This window comes from Streptomyces sp. NPDC085937 (assembly GCF_044540535.1).
Taxonomy (GTDB): Bacteria; Actinomycetota; Actinomycetes; order Streptomycetales; family Streptomycetaceae; genus Streptomyces.
Window position 1 is genome coordinate 139,956 of the sequence record NZ_JBITSH010000009.1, and the last position, 16,246, is coordinate 156,201.

The 16,246-nt window shown below is 73.6% G+C and carries 15 protein-coding genes; 13 read left to right on the forward strand and 2 right to left on the reverse strand.

Annotation, left to right across the window (positions count from 1 at the left end):
* The first annotated feature begins 126 nt into the window (after positions 1 to 126).
* The 6 genes from ACIF8S_RS20315 (at position 127) to ACIF8S_RS20340 (ending at position 7,833) form a co-directional block, all read left to right on the forward strand.
* The gene (locus tag ACIF8S_RS20315) at positions 127 to 960 is read left to right on the forward strand and encodes a M55 family metallopeptidase (protein ID WP_400000562.1); all 834 of its coding nucleotides are present in this window, start codon (positions 127 to 129) and stop codon (positions 958 to 960) included.
* Positions 953 to 2,257 (forward strand): M20/M25/M40 family metallo-hydrolase, encoded by a 1,305-nt coding sequence (locus ACIF8S_RS20320; protein WP_400000564.1) that lies wholly within the window; start codon positions 953 to 955, stop codon positions 2,255 to 2,257. Before ACIF8S_RS20315 ends, ACIF8S_RS20320 begins: the two co-directional genes overlap by 8 nt.
* 5 nt (positions 2,258 to 2,262) lie before the next feature.
* On the forward strand, positions 2,263 to 4,227 hold the full coding sequence (locus ACIF8S_RS20325) for an LpqB family beta-propeller domain-containing protein (RefSeq protein WP_400000566.1): 1,965 nt from the start codon (positions 2,263 to 2,265) through the stop codon (positions 4,225 to 4,227).
* A complete protein-coding gene (locus ACIF8S_RS20330) occupies positions 4,224 to 5,156 on the forward strand; it encodes an LD-carboxypeptidase (protein WP_400000567.1) in 933 nt (310 codons plus the stop codon). Before ACIF8S_RS20325 ends, ACIF8S_RS20330 begins: the two co-directional genes overlap by 4 nt.
* A gap of 41 nt (positions 5,157 to 5,197) precedes the next feature.
* Positions 5,198 to 5,755: a GNAT family N-acetyltransferase gene (locus ACIF8S_RS20335; protein WP_400000569.1), complete on the forward strand. Its 558-nt coding sequence runs from the start codon at positions 5,198 to 5,200 to the stop codon at positions 5,753 to 5,755.
* Positions 5,756 to 5,874: 119 nt separating this feature from the next.
* Positions 5,875 to 7,833, forward strand: coding sequence for a DUF5107 domain-containing protein (locus ACIF8S_RS20340; protein WP_400000571.1), 1,959 nt, complete (start codon positions 5,875 to 5,877; stop codon positions 7,831 to 7,833).
* A gap of 51 nt (positions 7,834 to 7,884) precedes the next feature.
* On the opposite strand, the gene ACIF8S_RS20345 is transcribed toward ACIF8S_RS20340, so the two are convergent.
* A complete protein-coding gene (locus ACIF8S_RS20345; RefSeq protein WP_024883854.1) occupies positions 7,885 to 8,232 on the reverse strand; it encodes a VOC family protein in 348 nt (115 codons plus the stop codon).
* 121 nt (positions 8,233 to 8,353) lie between these two features.
* On the opposite strand from ACIF8S_RS20345, the gene ACIF8S_RS20350 reads away from it, so the two are divergent.
* Positions 8,354 to 8,845, forward strand: coding sequence for a phage holin family protein (locus tag ACIF8S_RS20350; RefSeq protein ID WP_400000572.1), 492 nt, complete (start codon positions 8,354 to 8,356; stop codon positions 8,843 to 8,845).
* Between the two features lie 87 nt (positions 8,846 to 8,932).
* On the opposite strand, the gene ACIF8S_RS20355 is transcribed toward ACIF8S_RS20350, so the two are convergent.
* Complete coding sequence (locus tag ACIF8S_RS20355) at positions 8,933 to 9,883, reverse strand: LLM class F420-dependent oxidoreductase (protein WP_400000573.1); 951 nt, start codon at positions 9,881 to 9,883, stop codon at positions 8,933 to 8,935.
* 143 nt (positions 9,884 to 10,026) lie between these two features.
* Between ACIF8S_RS20355 and ACIF8S_RS20360 the strand changes: the two genes are divergently transcribed.
* The 6 genes from ACIF8S_RS20360 to ACIF8S_RS20385 all read left to right on the forward strand — a co-directional run bounded on the left by ACIF8S_RS20360 (position 10,027) and on the right by ACIF8S_RS20385 (position 16,244).
* Entirely contained in the window at positions 10,027 to 11,655 is a 1,629-nt protein-coding gene (locus ACIF8S_RS20360) for an NAD(P)/FAD-dependent oxidoreductase (RefSeq protein ID WP_400000575.1), read from the forward strand.
* Complete coding sequence (locus ACIF8S_RS20365) at positions 11,652 to 13,499, forward strand: transketolase (RefSeq protein WP_400000576.1); 1,848 nt, start codon at positions 11,652 to 11,654, stop codon at positions 13,497 to 13,499. The genes ACIF8S_RS20360 and ACIF8S_RS20365 overlap by 4 nt, the downstream gene beginning before the upstream one ends.
* The gene (gene ligD, locus ACIF8S_RS20370; protein WP_400000578.1) at positions 13,496 to 14,422 is read left to right on the forward strand and encodes a non-homologous end-joining DNA ligase; all 927 of its coding nucleotides are present in this window, start codon (positions 13,496 to 13,498) and stop codon (positions 14,420 to 14,422) included. Before ACIF8S_RS20365 ends, ligD begins: the two co-directional genes overlap by 4 nt.
* 121 nt (positions 14,423 to 14,543) lie before the next feature.
* Positions 14,544 to 14,990, forward strand: a complete 447-nt coding sequence (gene gvpO, locus ACIF8S_RS20375) for a gas vesicle protein GvpO (protein WP_349800146.1) — start codon at positions 14,544 to 14,546, stop codon at positions 14,988 to 14,990.
* 64 nt (positions 14,991 to 15,054) lie between these two features.
* Positions 15,055 to 15,474: a gas vesicle structural protein GvpA gene (locus ACIF8S_RS20380; protein ID WP_190001543.1), complete on the forward strand. Its 420-nt coding sequence runs from the start codon at positions 15,055 to 15,057 to the stop codon at positions 15,472 to 15,474.
* Positions 15,471 to 16,244 carry a GvpL/GvpF family gas vesicle protein gene (locus ACIF8S_RS20385; protein ID WP_349800149.1) on the forward strand — a complete coding sequence of 258 codons (774 nt, stop codon included), beginning with the start codon at positions 15,471 to 15,473 and terminating at the stop codon, positions 16,242 to 16,244. The genes ACIF8S_RS20380 and ACIF8S_RS20385 overlap by 4 nt, the downstream gene beginning before the upstream one ends.
* The last annotated feature ends 2 nt before the right edge of the window (positions 16,245 to 16,246 follow it).

Here is a 16,246-nt window from a genome sequence, read left to right on the forward strand (position 1 = left end):
TCCGGGCGAGCATCCGCGCAGGTCGGGGACGGCTGCCGCGCACCGGGGAGTGCGTCAGTGGTCTGGACCGGTGAGAGTTTTCCACAGGGTGGCCGGACCTCGGCGGGACGACGTAGCGTGTGCCGCATGAAGATCCTCATCAGCGCCGACATGGAGGGCGCCACCGGTGTCACCTGGCCGGCCGACGTCCTGCCGGGGACGCCCCAGTGGGAGCGGTGCCGGTCGATGTTCACGTCCGACGTGGACGCGGCCGTCCGGGGCTTCTTCGACGGCGGCGCCGACGAGGTGCTGATCAACGAGGCGCACTGGACCATGCGCAACCTGCTGCTGGAGCGGCTCGACGAGCGCGCCGAGATGCTGACCGGCCGCCACAAGTCCCTGTCCATGGTCGAGGGCGTGCAGCACGGCGACGTCGACGGCATCGCGTTCATCGGCTACCACGCGGGCGCCGGCATGGAGGGTGTCCTCGCGCACACCTTCCTCGCCAACTCGATCACCGGCGTGTGGCTCAACGACGTGCGGGCCAGCGAGGGCCTGCTCAACGCGCACGTGGCCGCCGAGTACGGCGTGCCGGTGGTCCTGGTCACCGGAGACGACGTGGCCTGCGAGGACGCCCTGGGCTACGCGCCCGAAGCGCTCAAGGTCGCCGTCAAGGACCACGTGTCGCGTTACGCCGCGGTGTGCCGCACCCCTGCGCGTACGGCCGCCGACATCCACGCGGCGGCCAGGGAGGCGGCCGCGCTGGCGGTGCGCCACGAACCGGTCCGCGGGGGGCCCTTCACCGTGGCGGTGGAGTTCGACGCCGAGCACCTGGCGACCTCCGTCACCGTCGTCCCGGGCGTGTCCCGGACCGGCGAACGCAAGGTGCTGTACACCAGCGACACCATGTACGACGCAATCCGCACCTTCAAGGCGGTCACCACGATCGCCTCGGCCGCGGTGGAGGAGCAGTATGGCTGACCAGCGGGCCCTGGAGGAGGTCGTGACCTTCACGTCCGACCTCATCAGGATCGACACGACCAACCGGGGCGGCGGCGACTGCCGCGAGCGGCCGGCCGCCGAATACGCGGCGGCGCGGCTCGCCGAGGCCGGTCTCGAACCGGTCCTGCTGGAGCGCACCCCCGGCCGGACCAACGTCGTGGCGCGCCTGGAGGGCACCGACCCGTCCGCCGACGCGCTGCTGCTCCACGGCCACCTGGACGTGGTGCCGGCCGAGCCCGCCGACTGGAGCGTGCACCCCTTCTCCGGGGAGATCCGCGACGGCGTCGTGTGGGGACGCGGCGCCGTCGACATGAAGAACATGGACGCGATGATCCTGTCCGTGGTGCGGTCCTGGGCGCGCGAGGGCGTGCGGCCCCGCCGTGACGTCGTCATCGCCTTCACCGCCGACGAGGAGGCGAGCGCGGCGGACGGCGCCGGCTTCCTCGCCGACCGGCACGCAGGCCTCTTCGAGGGCTGCACCGAGGGCGTCAGCGAGTCCGGCGCGTACACCTTCCACGACGGCGAGGGCCGGCAGTTCTACCCGATCGGGGCCGGCGAGCGCGGCACCGGCTGGATGCGGCTCACCGCCCGCGGCCGGGCCGGACACGGCTCCAAGGTGAACCGGGAGAACGCGGTCACCCGCCTCGCCGCCGCCATCACCCGCATCGGCGGGCACGAGTGGCCGCTGCGGCTCACCCCGACCGTGCGGGCCGCGCTGACCGAGATCGCCGCCGTGTACGGAGTCGACGCCGACCTGTCCGACGTGGACGCCTTGCTGGACAAGCTCGGCGGTGCGGCCAAGCTCGTCGAGGCCACCGTCCGCAACAGCACCAACCCGACCATGCTCGACGCCGGGTACAAGGTCAACGTGATCCCGGGCGAGGCCGTGGCGCACGTCGACGGCCGCTTCCTGCCGGGCGCCGAGGACGAGTTCCGGGCGACCATGGACCGGCTCACCGGACCGGACGTCGACTGGGAGTTCGCCCACCGCGAGGTGGCGCTGCAGGCGCCGGTCGACTCGCCGACGTTCGCCCGGATGCGGGAGGCCGTCGAGGAGTTCGCCCCCGGGGCGCACACCGTGCCGTACTGCATGTCCGGCGGCACCGACGCGAAGCAGTTCGCCCGGCTCGGCATCACCGGCTACGGCTTCGCACCGCTGAAGCTGCCCGAGGGCTTCGACTACCAGGCCCTCTTCCACGGGGTGGACGAGCGCGTCCCGGTCGAGGCGCTCGAGTTCGGTGTCCGGGTGCTCGACCGGTTCCTGCGGTCGGCCTGAAACAAGTGGGGGAGACAGTGCAGACCCTGGCCTACGGCGAATGGCCCTCGCCCGTCGACGCGGCGACCGCCGCGGCGCACGACGGCAGTCCCGAGTTCGCGGGCTTCGTCGGCGACGAGGTGTGGTGGACCGAACCCCGGCCCGCCGAGGCGGGCCGGCGCACCCTGGTGCGGCGGCACGCCGACGGCACGGAGGAGTCCGTGCTGTCCGCCCCGTGGAACGTCCGCAGCCGGGTCGTCGAGTACGGCGGCCGCCCCTGGGCCGGCACCGTGCGCGACGACGCCCCGCTCGTGGTGTTCGCGCACTTCCCCGACCAGCGCCTGTACCGCTGGGAGCCGGGCGAGGAGCCCCGCCCCCTCACCCCGGTCTCCCCGGTCGGGCTGGGGCTGCGCTGGGCCGACCCCGTGGTGCTGCCGGAGCGCGACGAGGTGTGGTGCGTCCTGGAGGAGTTCACCGGTGACGGCCCGAGCGACGTGCGCCGGGTCCTGGCCGCCGTGCCGCTCGACGGCTCCGCCGCCGGCGACCGGACCGCCGTACGGGAACTGACCGACGGGCGGCACCGGTTCGTCACCGGACCGCGCCTCTCTCCGGACGGCACGCGCGCCGCCTGGATCGGCTGGGACCACCCCCGCATGCCGTGGGACGGCACCGAACTGCTCGTCGCCGACGTCCGCCCGGACGGCACCCTGAGCGGCGCCCGCACCGTGGCCGGCGGACCCGAGGAGTCCGTCGCCCAGGCCGACTGGACCGGCGACGGCCGCCTGCTGTGGGCGAGCGACCGCACCGGCTGGTGGAACCTCTACCGGGACGGGGAGCCGGTCTGTCCGCGTCCGGAGGAGTTCGGCGGGCCGCTGTGGAAGGTGGGCCTGAGCTGGTTCGCCCCGCTGGACGGCGGCCTGATCGCCGTCCTGCACGGCAAGGGCGCGCTGCGGCTCGGCGTGCTCGACCCGGAGACCTGCGAGGTCGTCGACGCGGCCGGCCCGTGGAGCGAGTTCACGCCCGGCCTCGCGGCGCTCGGCGAACGGGTCGTCGCCGTCGGCGCCGGTCCGGCCAGCTCCCACGAGGTGGTGGAGCTGGACACCAGGACCGGCCGGGCCCGCGTCATCGGCTCCGCGCACCAGGACGCCGTGGACCCCGCCTACTACCCCGAGCCGCAGGTCCGCACCTTCACCGGACCGGACGGCCGGGAGATCCACGCCCAGGTCTACCCGCCGCGCAACCCGGACTGCACCGGCCCCGAGGGCGAGCTGCCCCCGTACGTGATCTGGGCGCACGGAGGCCCCACCAGCCGGGTGCCGCTGGTGCTCGACCTGGAGATCGCCTACTTCACCTCGCGCGGCATCGGCGTCGCCGAGGTCAACTACGGCGGCTCCACCGGCTACGGACGCGCCTACCGCAACCGGCTGCGCGAACAGTGGGGCGTGGTCGACGTCGAGGACTGCGCCGCCGTCGCGCTCGCCCTCGCCGAGGAGGGCACCGCCGACCGCGACCGGCTCGCCGTGCGCGGCGGCAGCGCCGGCGGCTGGACCACCGCCGCCTCCCTCACCACCACCGACGTCTACGCCTGCGGCACCATCATCTACCCGGTGCTGGACCTCACCGGCTGGGGCACGGGGGAGACCCACGACTTCGAGTCCCAGTACCTGGAGACCCTGATCGGCCCGCGTGCCGAGGTGCCCGAGCGGTACGAGCAGCGCTCGCCCGCCACCCACGCCGACCGTCTCACCGCGCCGTTCCTGCTGCTCCAGGGACTCGACGACGTCATCTGCCCGCCCGTGCAGTGCGAGCGGTTCCTGGCCCGGCTGGCCGGGCGGGGCGTCCCGCACGCCTACCTCACCTTCGAGGGGGAGGGACACGGCTTCCGGCGCGCCGAGACCATGGTGCGCGCCCTGGAGGCCGAGCTGTCCCTGTACGCCCAGGTGTTCGAGCTGAAGACGCCCGGCGTCCCGGTCCTGGAGCTGCGGCCGTGAGCGCGCTCGCGCCGCTGCGGCGGCCGCCCCGCCTCGCCCCCGGCGCCCGGGTCGCCGTGGTCGCCCCCAGCGGCCCCATCCCCGAGGAGCGGCTCGCGGCCGGGCTGGACGTGCTGCGCGACTGGGGCCTCGACCCGGTGACCGCCCCGCACGTCCTCGACCGGCACGGCGAGCTGCGCCACCTCGCCGGTACCGACGCCGACCGCGCCGCCGACCTGCAGAACGCCTGGTGCGACCCGGCCGTCGACGCGGTGATCTGCGCGCGCGGCGGGTTCGGCGCCCAGCGCATGGTCGACGCCCTCGACTGGGAGGCGATGCGCGCCGCCGGGCCGAAGACGCTCGTCGGATTCAGCGACATCACCACGCTGCACGAGGCGTTCGCGGTGCGGCTCGGCCTGGTCACCCTGCACGGGCCGATGGCCGCCGGCGCCGACTTCGTCAAGAGCGCCCGCGCCCAGGAACACCTCAGAGCCACCCTCTTCGACCCCGAGTCCGTCCGCACGATCCGCTCCGGCGGCACCGCGATGGTGCCGGGGCGAGCCCGCGGGGTGACCCTCGGCGGCTGCCTCTCCCTGATCGTCGGCGGCATCGGCACCCCGCACACCCGCGCCCGCGCGCGCGGCGGACTGCTGTGCCTGGAGGACGTGGGGGAGGAGACCTACCGTCTCGACCGCTACCTCACCCAGCTGCTGCGCGCCGGATACCTCGACGGGGTCACCGGGGTGCTGCTCGGCTCCTGGGCCGAGTGCGATCCGTACGACCAGGTGCGCGCCCTGCTCGCCGACCGGCTCGGGGGGCTCGGTGTTCCGGTGGCCGAGCAGTTCGGGTTCGGTCACTGCGACGACGCCCTGACCCTCCCCTTCGGGGTCGGCGCCGAACTCGACGCCGACGCGGGCACCCTGACCCTGGAGGAACCCGCGCTGAGCTGAGACCCGCCGCGCGCGGCCGGACGCCGTCGTAGGGTGACAGGGTGCCGCACACCACTTCCCCCTACCTCACCGAAGGCCGCCGCGTGGGGCTCCGTCACTTCACCCAGGCCGACGGTGCCGAGTTCACCGCGCGCGCCCGGGAGAGCAAGGACCTGCACCACCCCTGGCTGTTCCCGCCGGACACCGCACCCGCCTACGCCGCGTACGCGAAGCGGCTGATCGAGGACCCCACCAAGGCCGGGTTCCTGGTGTGCGAGAAGGAAGCGGACGGCGCCCTCGCCGGGTTCGTCAACATCAACAACATCGTCGAGGGCGGCTTCCTGTGCGGCGCGCTGGGTTACGGCGCCTTCGCCCACGCGGCGGGACGCGGGCTGATGCGCGAGGCACTGGACCTCCTCGCGCGGTACGCCTTCGGGCCGATGCGGCTGCACCGGCTGGAGATCAACGTGCAGCCGGGCAACGCCGCCTCCATCGCCCTCGCCCGCGCCTGCGGCTTCCGCGAAGAGGGCTTCTCCCCGAAGATGCTCTACATCGACGGCGCCTGGCGCGACCACGAACGCTGGGCGCTCACCAGCGAGATGCTGACGCCCGGCACCTGAGCCGGCACCTGACCGGGGCGCGGCTCCCGGCTCCGTGCCCCCGCGGGGGCGCCTTGGTGCCGCCCACGCGGAACGTACTCGTGACGGCCCTCTGTTCAGGCGGGCGTCCGGCGGCTTCCATGGAGATCGTGACGACGATCCGACGTGAGGTACTGACGCTGCCCGCGGCACAGCTGGGCCCCGACAACCCCCTGCCCGCCCTGCGGCCCCTCGACGAGATGCATCGCATCGAGGACCGTGACAAGAAGGACCTGCCGCGCGACATGGCCCGGCAGATCGGCTACGCCCCCCTGCACAGCCTGCTGCCGGTCCCGGTCCGCGACGGCTATGGCCGTCACCGCGAGCCCCGTCGGCTCGACGCCCTCGTCATCGAGAACGACCGGCTGCGGGCCACCGTGCTGCCCGGCCTCGGCGGCCGGATCGCCTCCCTCGTCCACAAGCCCACCGGCCGTGAACTGCTGTACGTGAACCCGGTGTTCCAGCCCGCCAACTTCGCCCTCAACGGCGCCTGGTTCTCCGGCGGCGTCGAGTGGAACATCGGCGCCACCGGCCACACCACCCTGTCCTGCTCACCGGTGCACGCCGCCGTCGTCCCGGCCCCCGACGGCGGGGAGATGCTGCGCCTGTGGGAGTGGGAGCGGCTGCGCGACCTGCCCTTCCAGGTCGACCTGTGGCTGCCGGACGGCTCCGACTTCCTCCATGTCGGCGCGCGGATCCGCAACCCGCACGAGCGGCAGGTGCCGACCTACTGGTGGTCCAACATCGCCGTCCCCGAGGACTGCCGGGTGCTGGCCCCCGCCGAGGAGGCCTACCACTTCGGCTACGAACAGCGCCTGCGCCGCGTCCCCGTCCCGGAGTACGACGGCGCCGACCGCACCTACCCGGCGAACAGCACGTACGCCGCCGACTACTTCTACGAGGTCCCCGAGGCCCGCAGGCGCTGGATCGCCGCGCTGGACGCCGACGGCCACGGACTCGTGCAGACCTCCACCGACACGCTGCGCGGGCGGAAACTGTTCGTCTGGGGCCGGGGCCCCGGCGGGCGGAGCTGGCAGCAGTGGCTCACCGAGCCCGGCACCGCCGGCTACTGCGAGATCCAGGCCGGACTCGCCCGCACCCAGCTGGAACACGTACGGCTTGAGCCGGAGAGCGAGGTGTCCTGGCTGGAGGCGTACGGGCCCTTCGAGGCGCCGCGCGACGGGGAGTGGGGCGCGGTCCTGGACGAGGCGGAGACCCGTCTGGAGGGCGTCCTGCCGCGCGCCGACGTCGAGGCTGCCTACGCGGCCTGGCTGCCGTACGCCGACAACGAACCCGGCGAGCGGCTGGCGACCGGGTCCGGCTGGGGTGCCCTCGAAGTGCTGCGGGCCGGGTGGAAGCTGTCCGGCACACCCTTCGACGAGTCCACCTTGGGCGACGAGCAGGAGCCGTGGCTGCATCTGCTGCGCGCCGGGTCCTTCCCCGAGCCGCCGGGCAGTCGGCCGCCCGGCGGGACGCTGGTGGCCCGGCACTGGCGGGACATGCTGGAGACGGCGCCCGCGACCGGTCTCACCGAGTACCACCTGGGTGTCGCCCAGTGGCACGGCGGCGACCGGGCGCAGGCCGTACGCAGCTGGGAGCGCGGGCTGGCGCAGCCGGGCCCGTCCTGGCCGGTACTGCGCTGCCTCGCCGTCGCCGACCGGGAGGAACGCCACCCCGAACGCGCCGCCGACCGCTATGTGCGGGCCTTCGACGACCTGTGCCGCGAGGCCGCGGAACCGGACGGGGAGTGGGCCGCCGTCGCCGCCGCGCTCGGCCGGGAGGCGATCGAGGCGCTGCTCGCGGTGGGACGCACCGAGGACGCCCGGTCCGTGTGGCAGCGGCTGGCCCCCGCGACCCGGACCCGCGGGCGGTTCCGGCTCGTCGAGGCGGGCCTGCTGCTCGCCGAAGACCGGCGGGACGAGGCCCGCGCCGTGTTCGACGCGGGCTTCGAGGTCGCCGACCTGCGGGAGGGCGACGAGGTCATCGGGCGGCTGTGGGCCCGGCTCACGGAGGAACCGCTGCCCGAGCGGTACGACTTCCGGATGCGGCCGACACCATGACGGGACGTCACATCCTGACGATCTCGTCGTGACGGTAGGTCAGGCGCCAGGTCAGGCGCGGCGGTCCGCGTACTCGTAGACCGCCCCGTCCGGGTGCCGCGCGATCAGGTTGCGGCCGACGGGGGTGGGCAGCGGCCCCGCGAGGACGGCCGCGCCCATCTCCTCCAGCACCTGGCGGGTCTCGTCGACGTCCTGGACCGCGATGGTCGCGGCGACCTTGCGCAGCACGTCCAGTTGGGCCTCGGGACCGCTCATCAGCAGGAAGCAGCCCACGGCGGCGACCTGGACGCCCTCCCGTTCGAACCGCAGGGCCGTGCCGCCCGACAGACGCTCGTAGAAGGGGATGGCGGTCTCGATGTCGTCGACGCAGACGCGCAGTGTGGCACCCAGAATCTCCATGAGCACGAGCCTAGTTGGGCGGCGCGGGGGAGGGACGGGACGTCGGCGATCTCCACACCACTCTTCCCCGCCGTCCGCGCGGCGGGAGTTACCCGGCCCCGGTCGCGGGTACCCGCACGCCATGCAGCGCTTGGAGCACTTGCAGCATCTGGACAAGCACCTGGCGGACGAACTGGCCCAGGTGGCCCGGGAGTCCGTGCGCGCCGAACTGCGCGAGCAGACGCGGGGGCAGCGGCGCAAGGCCGCCCTGTACGCCGGTTCCGGCGCCGCCGCGCTCTACGCGGGCGCGGCGGTCGCCCTGGCGGTGGGCCTCGCCCTGGACCTGGCCCTGCCGGGCTGGGCGGCGGCCCTGATCACGGCGGTCCTCCTGGCCGCCCTGTCCTTCGCCCTCCGTACGGCAGCCCGCCCGGCCCCGCCCGGCGCCTCCGGCACGTCTCACGCGGTTCCGTCCGGCGCCTCCGGCACGTCCCACGCGGTTCCGTCCGCGCGGCCGGCGCCCGGCGCCGGTTCCGCGCCCGTGCCTCCGGTCCCGTCCACACCGCCCACGGCCGGAACGGCGACTCCCCACCCGGACCCCGCCACCGACCACGACCCGCGCCCCGGCCACTCCTGAACCACCGCCCGCCGGCACCCCGGGCCGCGGGCTCACGAGGCCGTGGACGGGTGCCGCGCCGCAACGGCGTGGCACCCGTCCACGGCCTTACAACTGCGGCAGCACCTTCGTGCGGTAGAAGTCGAAAAAGCCCTGCAGATCGGGTCCGATCTGGTTGACGTAGATCCGGTCGAAGCCCGCGTCGGCGAACCGGCGCAGTTCCGCGACGTGCTCGTCCGCGTCGTCGCCGCACACCCGGTTCTCGCGCACCATGTCCTCGGTGACCAGTGTCTGCGCCTGCTCGAAGTGCTTGGGCGAGGGCAGTACCTGACCCAGCTCACCGGGCAGCAGCTCGTTCGCCCACAGCCGGTGCACCGTGCGCACGCACTCCTCGCGGTCGGCGCCGTAGCAGACCTTCGTGCCGCCGCTGACCAGCTTTCGGCCGCCCCCGCCCTTGCGGTACTGCTCCACCATCGAGGCGTCCGGCATCATCGTGATGTAGCCGTCACCGACCCGCGCCGCCAGCTTGGTCGCCGCCGGGCCGAAGCCCGAGATGTCGACCGGCACCGGCTTGTCCGGCAGCGTGTACAGCCGGGCGTTCTCCACCGTGTAGTGCGTGCCGCGGTGGTTGACCTCCTCGCCGGAGAACAGCCGGCGCATGATCTGCACCGCCTCCTCCAGCATCTCCAGGCGAACGTGCGCGGGCGGCCAGGGACCGCCGACCACGTGTTCGTTCAGCGCCTCGCCCGTGCCCACGCCCAGCCGGAATTCGCCCGGTGACATCACCGCGGCGGTCGCCGCCGCCTGAGCCACCACCGCCGGGTGCGTCCGCACGGTGGGGCAGGTCACCGCCGTGCCCACCGGCAGGGACACGGCCTCCGACAGCGCTCCGAGCACCGACCAGACGAAGGGACTCTGCCCCTGCTCGTCGTTCCACGGGTGGTAGTGGTCCGAGATCCACAGCGCCTGGAAGCCGGCCTGCTCGGCCATGCGCGCCTGCTCGATCAGCTCGGCGGGACCGTACTGCTCGCAGGAGAGGAAGTAGCCGTACTCGGGCATGGGGGGTGCCTCCGTGACATGGGCCGTCCGGGTCGCGGCCCGGGTACCCGAGCCGCCCCGCGGCAACCGGCCGGACGTTTGGCGGCCCCGCACAGGGGGACGCGGAAGTCTCCCGACGTACGCGACCGCGCCGGAGGCGAACCGTGAGTCGACCCCGCATTGTGATCGTCGGTGCCGGCTTCGCCGGCTACCGCACGGCCCAGACCCTGTCGAAGACGGCCAAGGGCCGTGCCGAGATCATCCTGCTCAACCCCACCGACTACTTCCTGTACCTGCCCCTGCTGCCCCAGGTCGCCGCCGGCATCCTGGAGCCGCGCCGCGTCACGGTCTCCCTCACCGGCACGCTGCCGCACGTCAAGCTGGTGCTGGGCGAGGCCGACCGGATCGACCTCGACGGACGCCAGGTGCACTACACCGGCCCCGAGGGCGAGGGCGGCACCCTCAGCTACGACCGTCTCGTGCTCGCGGCAGGCAGCGTCAACAAGCTGCTGCCCATCCCCGGCGTCGCCGAGCACGCCCACGGCTTCCGCGGCCTGCCCGAGGCGCTGTACCTGCGCGACCACGTGACCCGGCAGGTGGAGCTCGCCGCCGCCACCGACGACCCGAAGCGCTGCGCCTCCCGGTGCACGTTCGTCGTCGTGGGCGCCGGCTACACCGGCACGGAGGTCGCCGCGCACGGGCAGCTGTTCACGGACGCGCAGGTGGCCAAGCAGCCCCTGCGCACCGGGATGCGGCCCCGCTGGATGCTGCTGGACATCGCCGACCGGGTCCTGCCCGAGCTGGACGAACGGCTCTCCCGCACCGCCGACACGGTGCTCAGGGAACGGGGTGTGGACGTACGGATGGGCACCTCGGTGAAGGAGGCCACGCCCGACGGCGTGCTGCTGACCGACGGCGAGTTCGTGGACACCCGCACCCTGGTGTGGTGCGTGGGCGTACGCCCCGACCCGCTCGCCGAGTCCCTCGGGCTGCCCCTGGAACGCGGCAGGCTGCTGGTGGATCCGCACCTGCAGGTTCCCGGCCGGCCGGAGGTGTTCGCGTGCGGTGACGCCGCCGCGGTGCCCGACCTGGAGAAGCCGGGCTCCTACACCCCGATGACCGCCCAGCACGCCTGGCGGCAGGGCAAGGTGTGCGCGCAGAACATCGCCGCGTCCTTCGGTGACGGGGAGCGGCGCGCGTACCGCCACAAGGACCTGGGGTTCGTCGTGGACCTCGGCGGTGTGAAGGCCGCCGCCAACCCGCTCGGCGTCAACCTCTCCGGGCCGGCGGCCGGTGCGGTGACCCGGGGCTACCACCTGGCCGCGATGCCGGGCAACCGGGTGCGGGTGGCCGCCGACTGGCTGCTCGACGCGGTACTGCCGCGGCAGGCCGTGCAGCTGGGCCTCGTACGGTCCTGGTCGGTGCCCCTGGACACGGCGTCCCCCGAGGTGGCACGCGTCCCGGGCCGGCCCGGGACCGACCGCCCCTCCGCGAGCCCGTCCGGCAGCACGTCCGACGAAGCCGGCCGGCCGGCCACGGCCCACTCGGACGACGCACCCCCGAAGAACCGTCCCGGTGGTGAGCCGGCGAAGAACCAGCCCGGCGGTGAGCCGGCGAAGAACCAGCCCGGTGGCGAACGGGCGAAGAACCAGCCCGGCGGCGAACCCGCCAGGAACCAGCCCGTGCGGGGCACGTCCGACCTCGCCCCGCCGCCCGACCAGCCGGAGCCCGGCCCCGACGTGGCACCCGGGCCCGTCCGGCGTACCGACCGCTTTACCGAAGGAGACGCATGAACACCGGTGAACTCGCCGAGCTAGGACAGCAGTTGCGCGTGGACAGTGTCCGGGCGGCGGCCGCCGCCGGCTCCGGGCACCCCACGTCGTCGATGTCCGCGGCGGACCTGATGGCCGTCCTCTTCGCGAACCACCTGCGCTACGACTTCGAGCGCCCCGACCACCCGGCCAACGACCGCTTCGTGCTCTCCAAGGGCCACGCCTCCCCGCTGATGTACGCCACCTACAAGGCGGCGGGCGCCATCGACGACGAGGAGCTGCTCACCTTCCGCAAGGACGGCAGCCGGCTCGAAGGACACCCCACGCCCCGCAAGCTCCCCTGGGTCGAGACGGCCACCGGCTCCCTCGGCCAGGGCCTGCCCGTCGGCGTCGGCATCGCGCTCGCCGGGAAGCGGCTGGACCACACCGACTACCGGGTGTGGGTGCTGTGCGGCGACAGCGAACTGGCCGAGGGCTCGGTGTGGGAGGCGGCCGAGCAGGCCGCGTACGAGAACCTGGACAACCTGACCGCGATCGTGGACGTCAACCGGCTGGGCCAGCGCGGCCCCACCCGGCACGGCCACGACCTCGACGCCTATGCCCGCCGCTTCCAGGCGTTCGGCTGGCACACCGTGGAGGTGGACGGCCACGACGTGGACGCGGTCGACCGCGCCTACGGGGAGGCCCTGTCCACCCGGGGCCAGCCGACCGCGATCATCGCCCGCACCCTCAAGGGCAAGGGCGTGGAGTCCGTGCAGGACAGGGAGGGACTGCACGGCAAGCCGCTGCCGGAGGCGGAGGACGCGATCGCCGAACTCGGCGGCCCGCGCGACCTGCGGATCACCGTCCACCCGCCGGCCACCGACGGGCAGGCACCCGCCCGGCGGACCGCGACGCCCGAGCTGCCCCGCTGGGACAAGGGTGAGGAGGTGGCCACCCGCAACGCCTTCGGCGAGGCGCTCGCCGCCCTCGGCACCGCGCGCGGCGACGTCGTGGCCCTGGACGGCGAGGTGGGCGACTCCACCCGCCTGGAGTTCTTCGCCAAGGAGCACTCCGAGCGGTACATCGAGTGCTACATCGCCGAGCAGCAGATGGTGGCCGCCTCCGTCGGGGTCGCCGCGCGCGGCTGGACGCCGTACGCCTCCACCTTCGCGGCCTTCCTCACCCGCGCCCACGACTTCGTCCGCATGGCGGCGATCAGCGGCTCCGGCCTCAACCTCGTCGGGTCGCACGCCGGCGTCGCCATCGGCCAGGACGGGCCCAGCCAGATGGGCCTGGAGGACCTGGCGATGATGCGGGCGGTGCACGGCTCCACCGTGCTGTACCCGTGCGACGCCAACCAGACGGCCCGCCTGGTGGCCGCCATGGCCGACCTCGACGGCATCCGCTACCTGCGCACCTCGCGCGGCGAGAGCCCGGTGCTCTACGGCCCCGACGAGGAGTTCCCGGTCGGCGGAAGCAAGGTGCTGCGCGCCTCCGACGACGACCGGCTCACCCTGGTCGCCGCCGGCGTCACCGTGCCGGAGGCGCTGGCCGCCGCCGACGCCCTCGCGGACGAGGGCATCGCCGTACGGGTCGTCGACCTGTACTCGGTGAAGCCTGTCGACCGGGAGACGCTGCGCACCGCCGCCGAGGAGACCGGCTGCCTGGTGACGGTCGAGGACCACCATCCCGAGGGCGGCCTCGGCGACGCTGTCGCGGAGGCCTTCGGCGACGGGCGTCCCGTCCCGCGGCTGGTGCGGCTGGGTGTGCGGAGCGTGCCGGGCTCGGCCTCCCCGGAGCAGCAGCTGCACATCGCCGGCATCGACGCCGAGTCGATCGCCGCGGCCGGCCGGCTGCTGGTGGGGGAGGCGATCGTGTCGTGAGCGACGGCGGGTCGCGCACCGTACGGGCCGGCCGCCGCCGGGTGGAGATCCATCGCCCGGACAAGGTGCTCCTCCCGGGCGACGACGACGCCCACGCGTACACCAAGGGCGACCTCGTCGACTACCACCGGGCCGTCGCCCGGCACATGCTGCCGCACCTGCGGGGCCGGCCGCTGATGCTGGACCGGCGGCCCGACGGCCTCGGCGGACCGGCGTTCATGCAGAAGAACACCCCCGACAGCTATCCGGACTGGATCAGGCGGGCCGAGGTGGCCAAGGAGGGCGGCACCGTCACGCACACGGTGTGCGACGACACCGCCACCCTCCTCTACCTGGTCGACCAGGCGGGCGTCACGCTGCACCGCTGGCTCTCCCGCGCTGACGACGTGCACCGCCCCGACCGGCTGGTCTTCGACCTCGACCCGTCCGGCGACGACTTCGAGGCGGTGCGGGAGGCCGCCCGCCGGCTGGGGGAGCTGCTCGGCGAACTCGCTCTGCCCTCCGTCCTGATGACCACCGGGTCCCGGGGTCTGCACGTGATCGTGCCCCTGGACGGCGGCGAGGACTTCGACGCCGTACGGGAGTTCGCCCGCGAGGTCGCCGACACGCTGGCGGACGCCCACCCCGACCGGCTCACCACCGCGGCCCGCAAGAAGGACCGCGGCGACCGGCTGTACCTCGACGTGGGGCGCAACGCCTACGCGCAGACCGCCGTCGCCCCCTGGACCGTCCGTGCCCTGCCCGGCGCCCCCGTCGCCACCCCGATCACCTGGGACCAGCTCGACGATCCGGAGCTGCACGCCCGCGGCTGGACGGTGGAGAACGCCGTCGAACAGGCCGCCACCAACCCGTGGGCGGGTCTGTCCCGCAAGGGCCGTTCCCTCGCCCCGGCCCGCCGGAGGCTCGCCGCGCTGCGCGGCTAGATCGTAGGAGCCGTCGCCGCTCGCCCCCTTGCGACCAGGGGCGACAGCCGGACGTGGCGAACGGGTGAGTCCGCGGAGGTTTGGCGAACACACTTGCGGCCACACGGAGGGGGAGGTGGCCATGTCGAACACGAAAAACACCGAAGAGTCACAAGATTCACAGGGATCTCAGGACTCCCGTGAGGGCCAGGACTCCGAGCAGGCCCGGACCTCACGTACGCCCCGTAAACGAACCGCACCCCGCAAACGGCCCGAGAACGACAGCGACACGACCGAGAGCACCACGGAACGGAAGAAGCCGAAGCCCATGCAGGTGCTGCGCCAGGCGCGCGAGCAGCTCGCCGAGCTCACCGGCATGGAGGCCGAGTCCGTGTCGTCCTTCGAGCAGACCTCGGAGGGCTGGGTGCTGGAGGTCGAGGTCCTCGAGTTGGAGCGGGTGCCCGACACGATGAGCCTGATGGCGAGCTACCAGGTGGAGCTGGACCCCGACGGGGACCTCACCGGGTACCGGAGGGTCCGCCGCTACGAGCGCGGACGCGCCGACGCGCGCAGGTCCGGCGGCCGCTAGGCCGCCCCCGCGCCCTCACACGTACGAAGACCACACCCACCGACAAGAAGGAGGAAGGGCCGGCATGACAGTCGTACCGGCACAGCAGTCCGGCGGTGGAGGCGGCAGCAGCGGCCTCTACGACGTGCTTGAGCTTGTTCTGGACAGGGGGCTCGTCATCGACGCATTCGTGCGCGTGTCCCTGGTCGGCATCGAGATCCTCAAGATCGACGTCCGTGTCGTCGTGGCGAGCGTCGACACCTACCTCCGGTTCGCGGAGGCGTGCAACCGGCTCGACCTCGAGTCCGGACCCAACAAGAGCCCGGGGCTGCCCGAGATCGTCGGCGAGGTCACCGAGTCCGGTGCCCGCGGCAAGTCCAAGGGCGCCCTCTCCGGCGCCGCAGAGACCATCTCCGACGCCTTCAAGCAGGGGCGTGAGGGAGAGACCGAGTCGCGGCCGCGGGCGCGTAAGAGCACGTCCCGCCGGAAGGAGGAGCAGGAGTGAGTACCTACGTCTACGGCATCACGGCGGCCTCGCACCCGACCCTGCCCGAGGGCATGGGTGGCGTCGGCGACCCGGCGCGTGAGGTGCGGGTGCTGACCCAGGGCGACCTCGCGGCGGTCGTCAGCGACGCGCCGGAGGGGCTGCGTCCCAAGCGCAGGGAACTGCTGGCCCACCAGAACGTGCTCAGTGAGATCGGCGCGGGCGGCTGCGTGCTGCCCATGCGCTTCGGCAGTGTCGCCCCGGACGACGAGTCCGTGACCGGCGTCCTCGCCGAGCGGGCCGACCACTACCTGGAGCGGCTGCGCGCCCTCGACGACCGCGTCGAGTACAACGTCAAGGCCAACCACGTGGAAGAGGCCGTCCTGCACCACGTGATGGCCCTCAACCCGGAGATCCGCGCCCTCGCGGAGGCCAACCGGCAGTCCGGGGGCGGCAGTTACGACGACAAGATCCGCCTCGGCGAGATGGTCGCCGAAGCGGTCAAGGCCCGGGAGGCCGAGGACGGCGCCGCGCTGGAGAACGCGCTGCGGGGCATCGCCGACGCGGAGAGCGTGGGCCCCGAGTCCACCGGCTGGCTCGCCAACGTCTCGTACCTGGTCAAGCGCGAGACGGCGGAGGAGTTCCTGGCCGCGGTGGAGCAGGCCCGCACGGACATGCCCCACCTGGAAATCCGTCTGAACGGCCCGCTGCCGCCGTACAGCTTCGTCGAGCCCGGCCCGGCCGAGCCGGCGGGCTCGGTGGCCGGCGGGACGGACACCGAAGCGGGGTGACG

What these genes read in the sequence shown, in the direction of transcription:
- ACIF8S_RS20315 (WP_400000562.1), top strand. Translation starts at nt 127, where the DNA reads ATGAAGATCCTCATCAGCGCCGACATGGAGGGCGCCACCGGTGTCACC.
- ACIF8S_RS20320 (WP_400000564.1), top strand. Translation starts at nt 953, where the DNA reads ATGGCTGACCAGCGGGCCCTGGAGGAGGTCGTGACCTTCACGTCCGAC.
- ACIF8S_RS20340 (WP_400000571.1), top strand. Translation starts at nt 5,875, where the DNA reads ATGGAGATCGTGACGACGATCCGACGTGAGGTACTGACGCTGCCCGCG.
- ACIF8S_RS20345 (WP_024883854.1), bottom strand. Translation starts at nt 8,232, where the DNA reads ATGGAGATTCTGGGTGCCACACTGCGCGTCTGCGTCGACGACATCGAG.
- ACIF8S_RS20350 (WP_400000572.1), top strand. Translation starts at nt 8,354, where the DNA reads ATGCAGCGCTTGGAGCACTTGCAGCATCTGGACAAGCACCTGGCGGAC.
- ACIF8S_RS20355 (WP_400000573.1), bottom strand. Translation starts at nt 9,883, where the DNA reads ATGCCCGAGTACGGCTACTTCCTCTCCTGCGAGCAGTACGGTCCCGCC.
- ACIF8S_RS20365 (WP_400000576.1), top strand. Translation starts at nt 11,652, where the DNA reads ATGAACACCGGTGAACTCGCCGAGCTAGGACAGCAGTTGCGCGTGGAC.
- gvpO (WP_349800146.1), top strand. Translation starts at nt 14,544, where the DNA reads ATGTCGAACACGAAAAACACCGAAGAGTCACAAGATTCACAGGGATCT.
- ACIF8S_RS20380 (WP_190001543.1), top strand. Translation starts at nt 15,055, where the DNA reads ATGACAGTCGTACCGGCACAGCAGTCCGGCGGTGGAGGCGGCAGCAGC.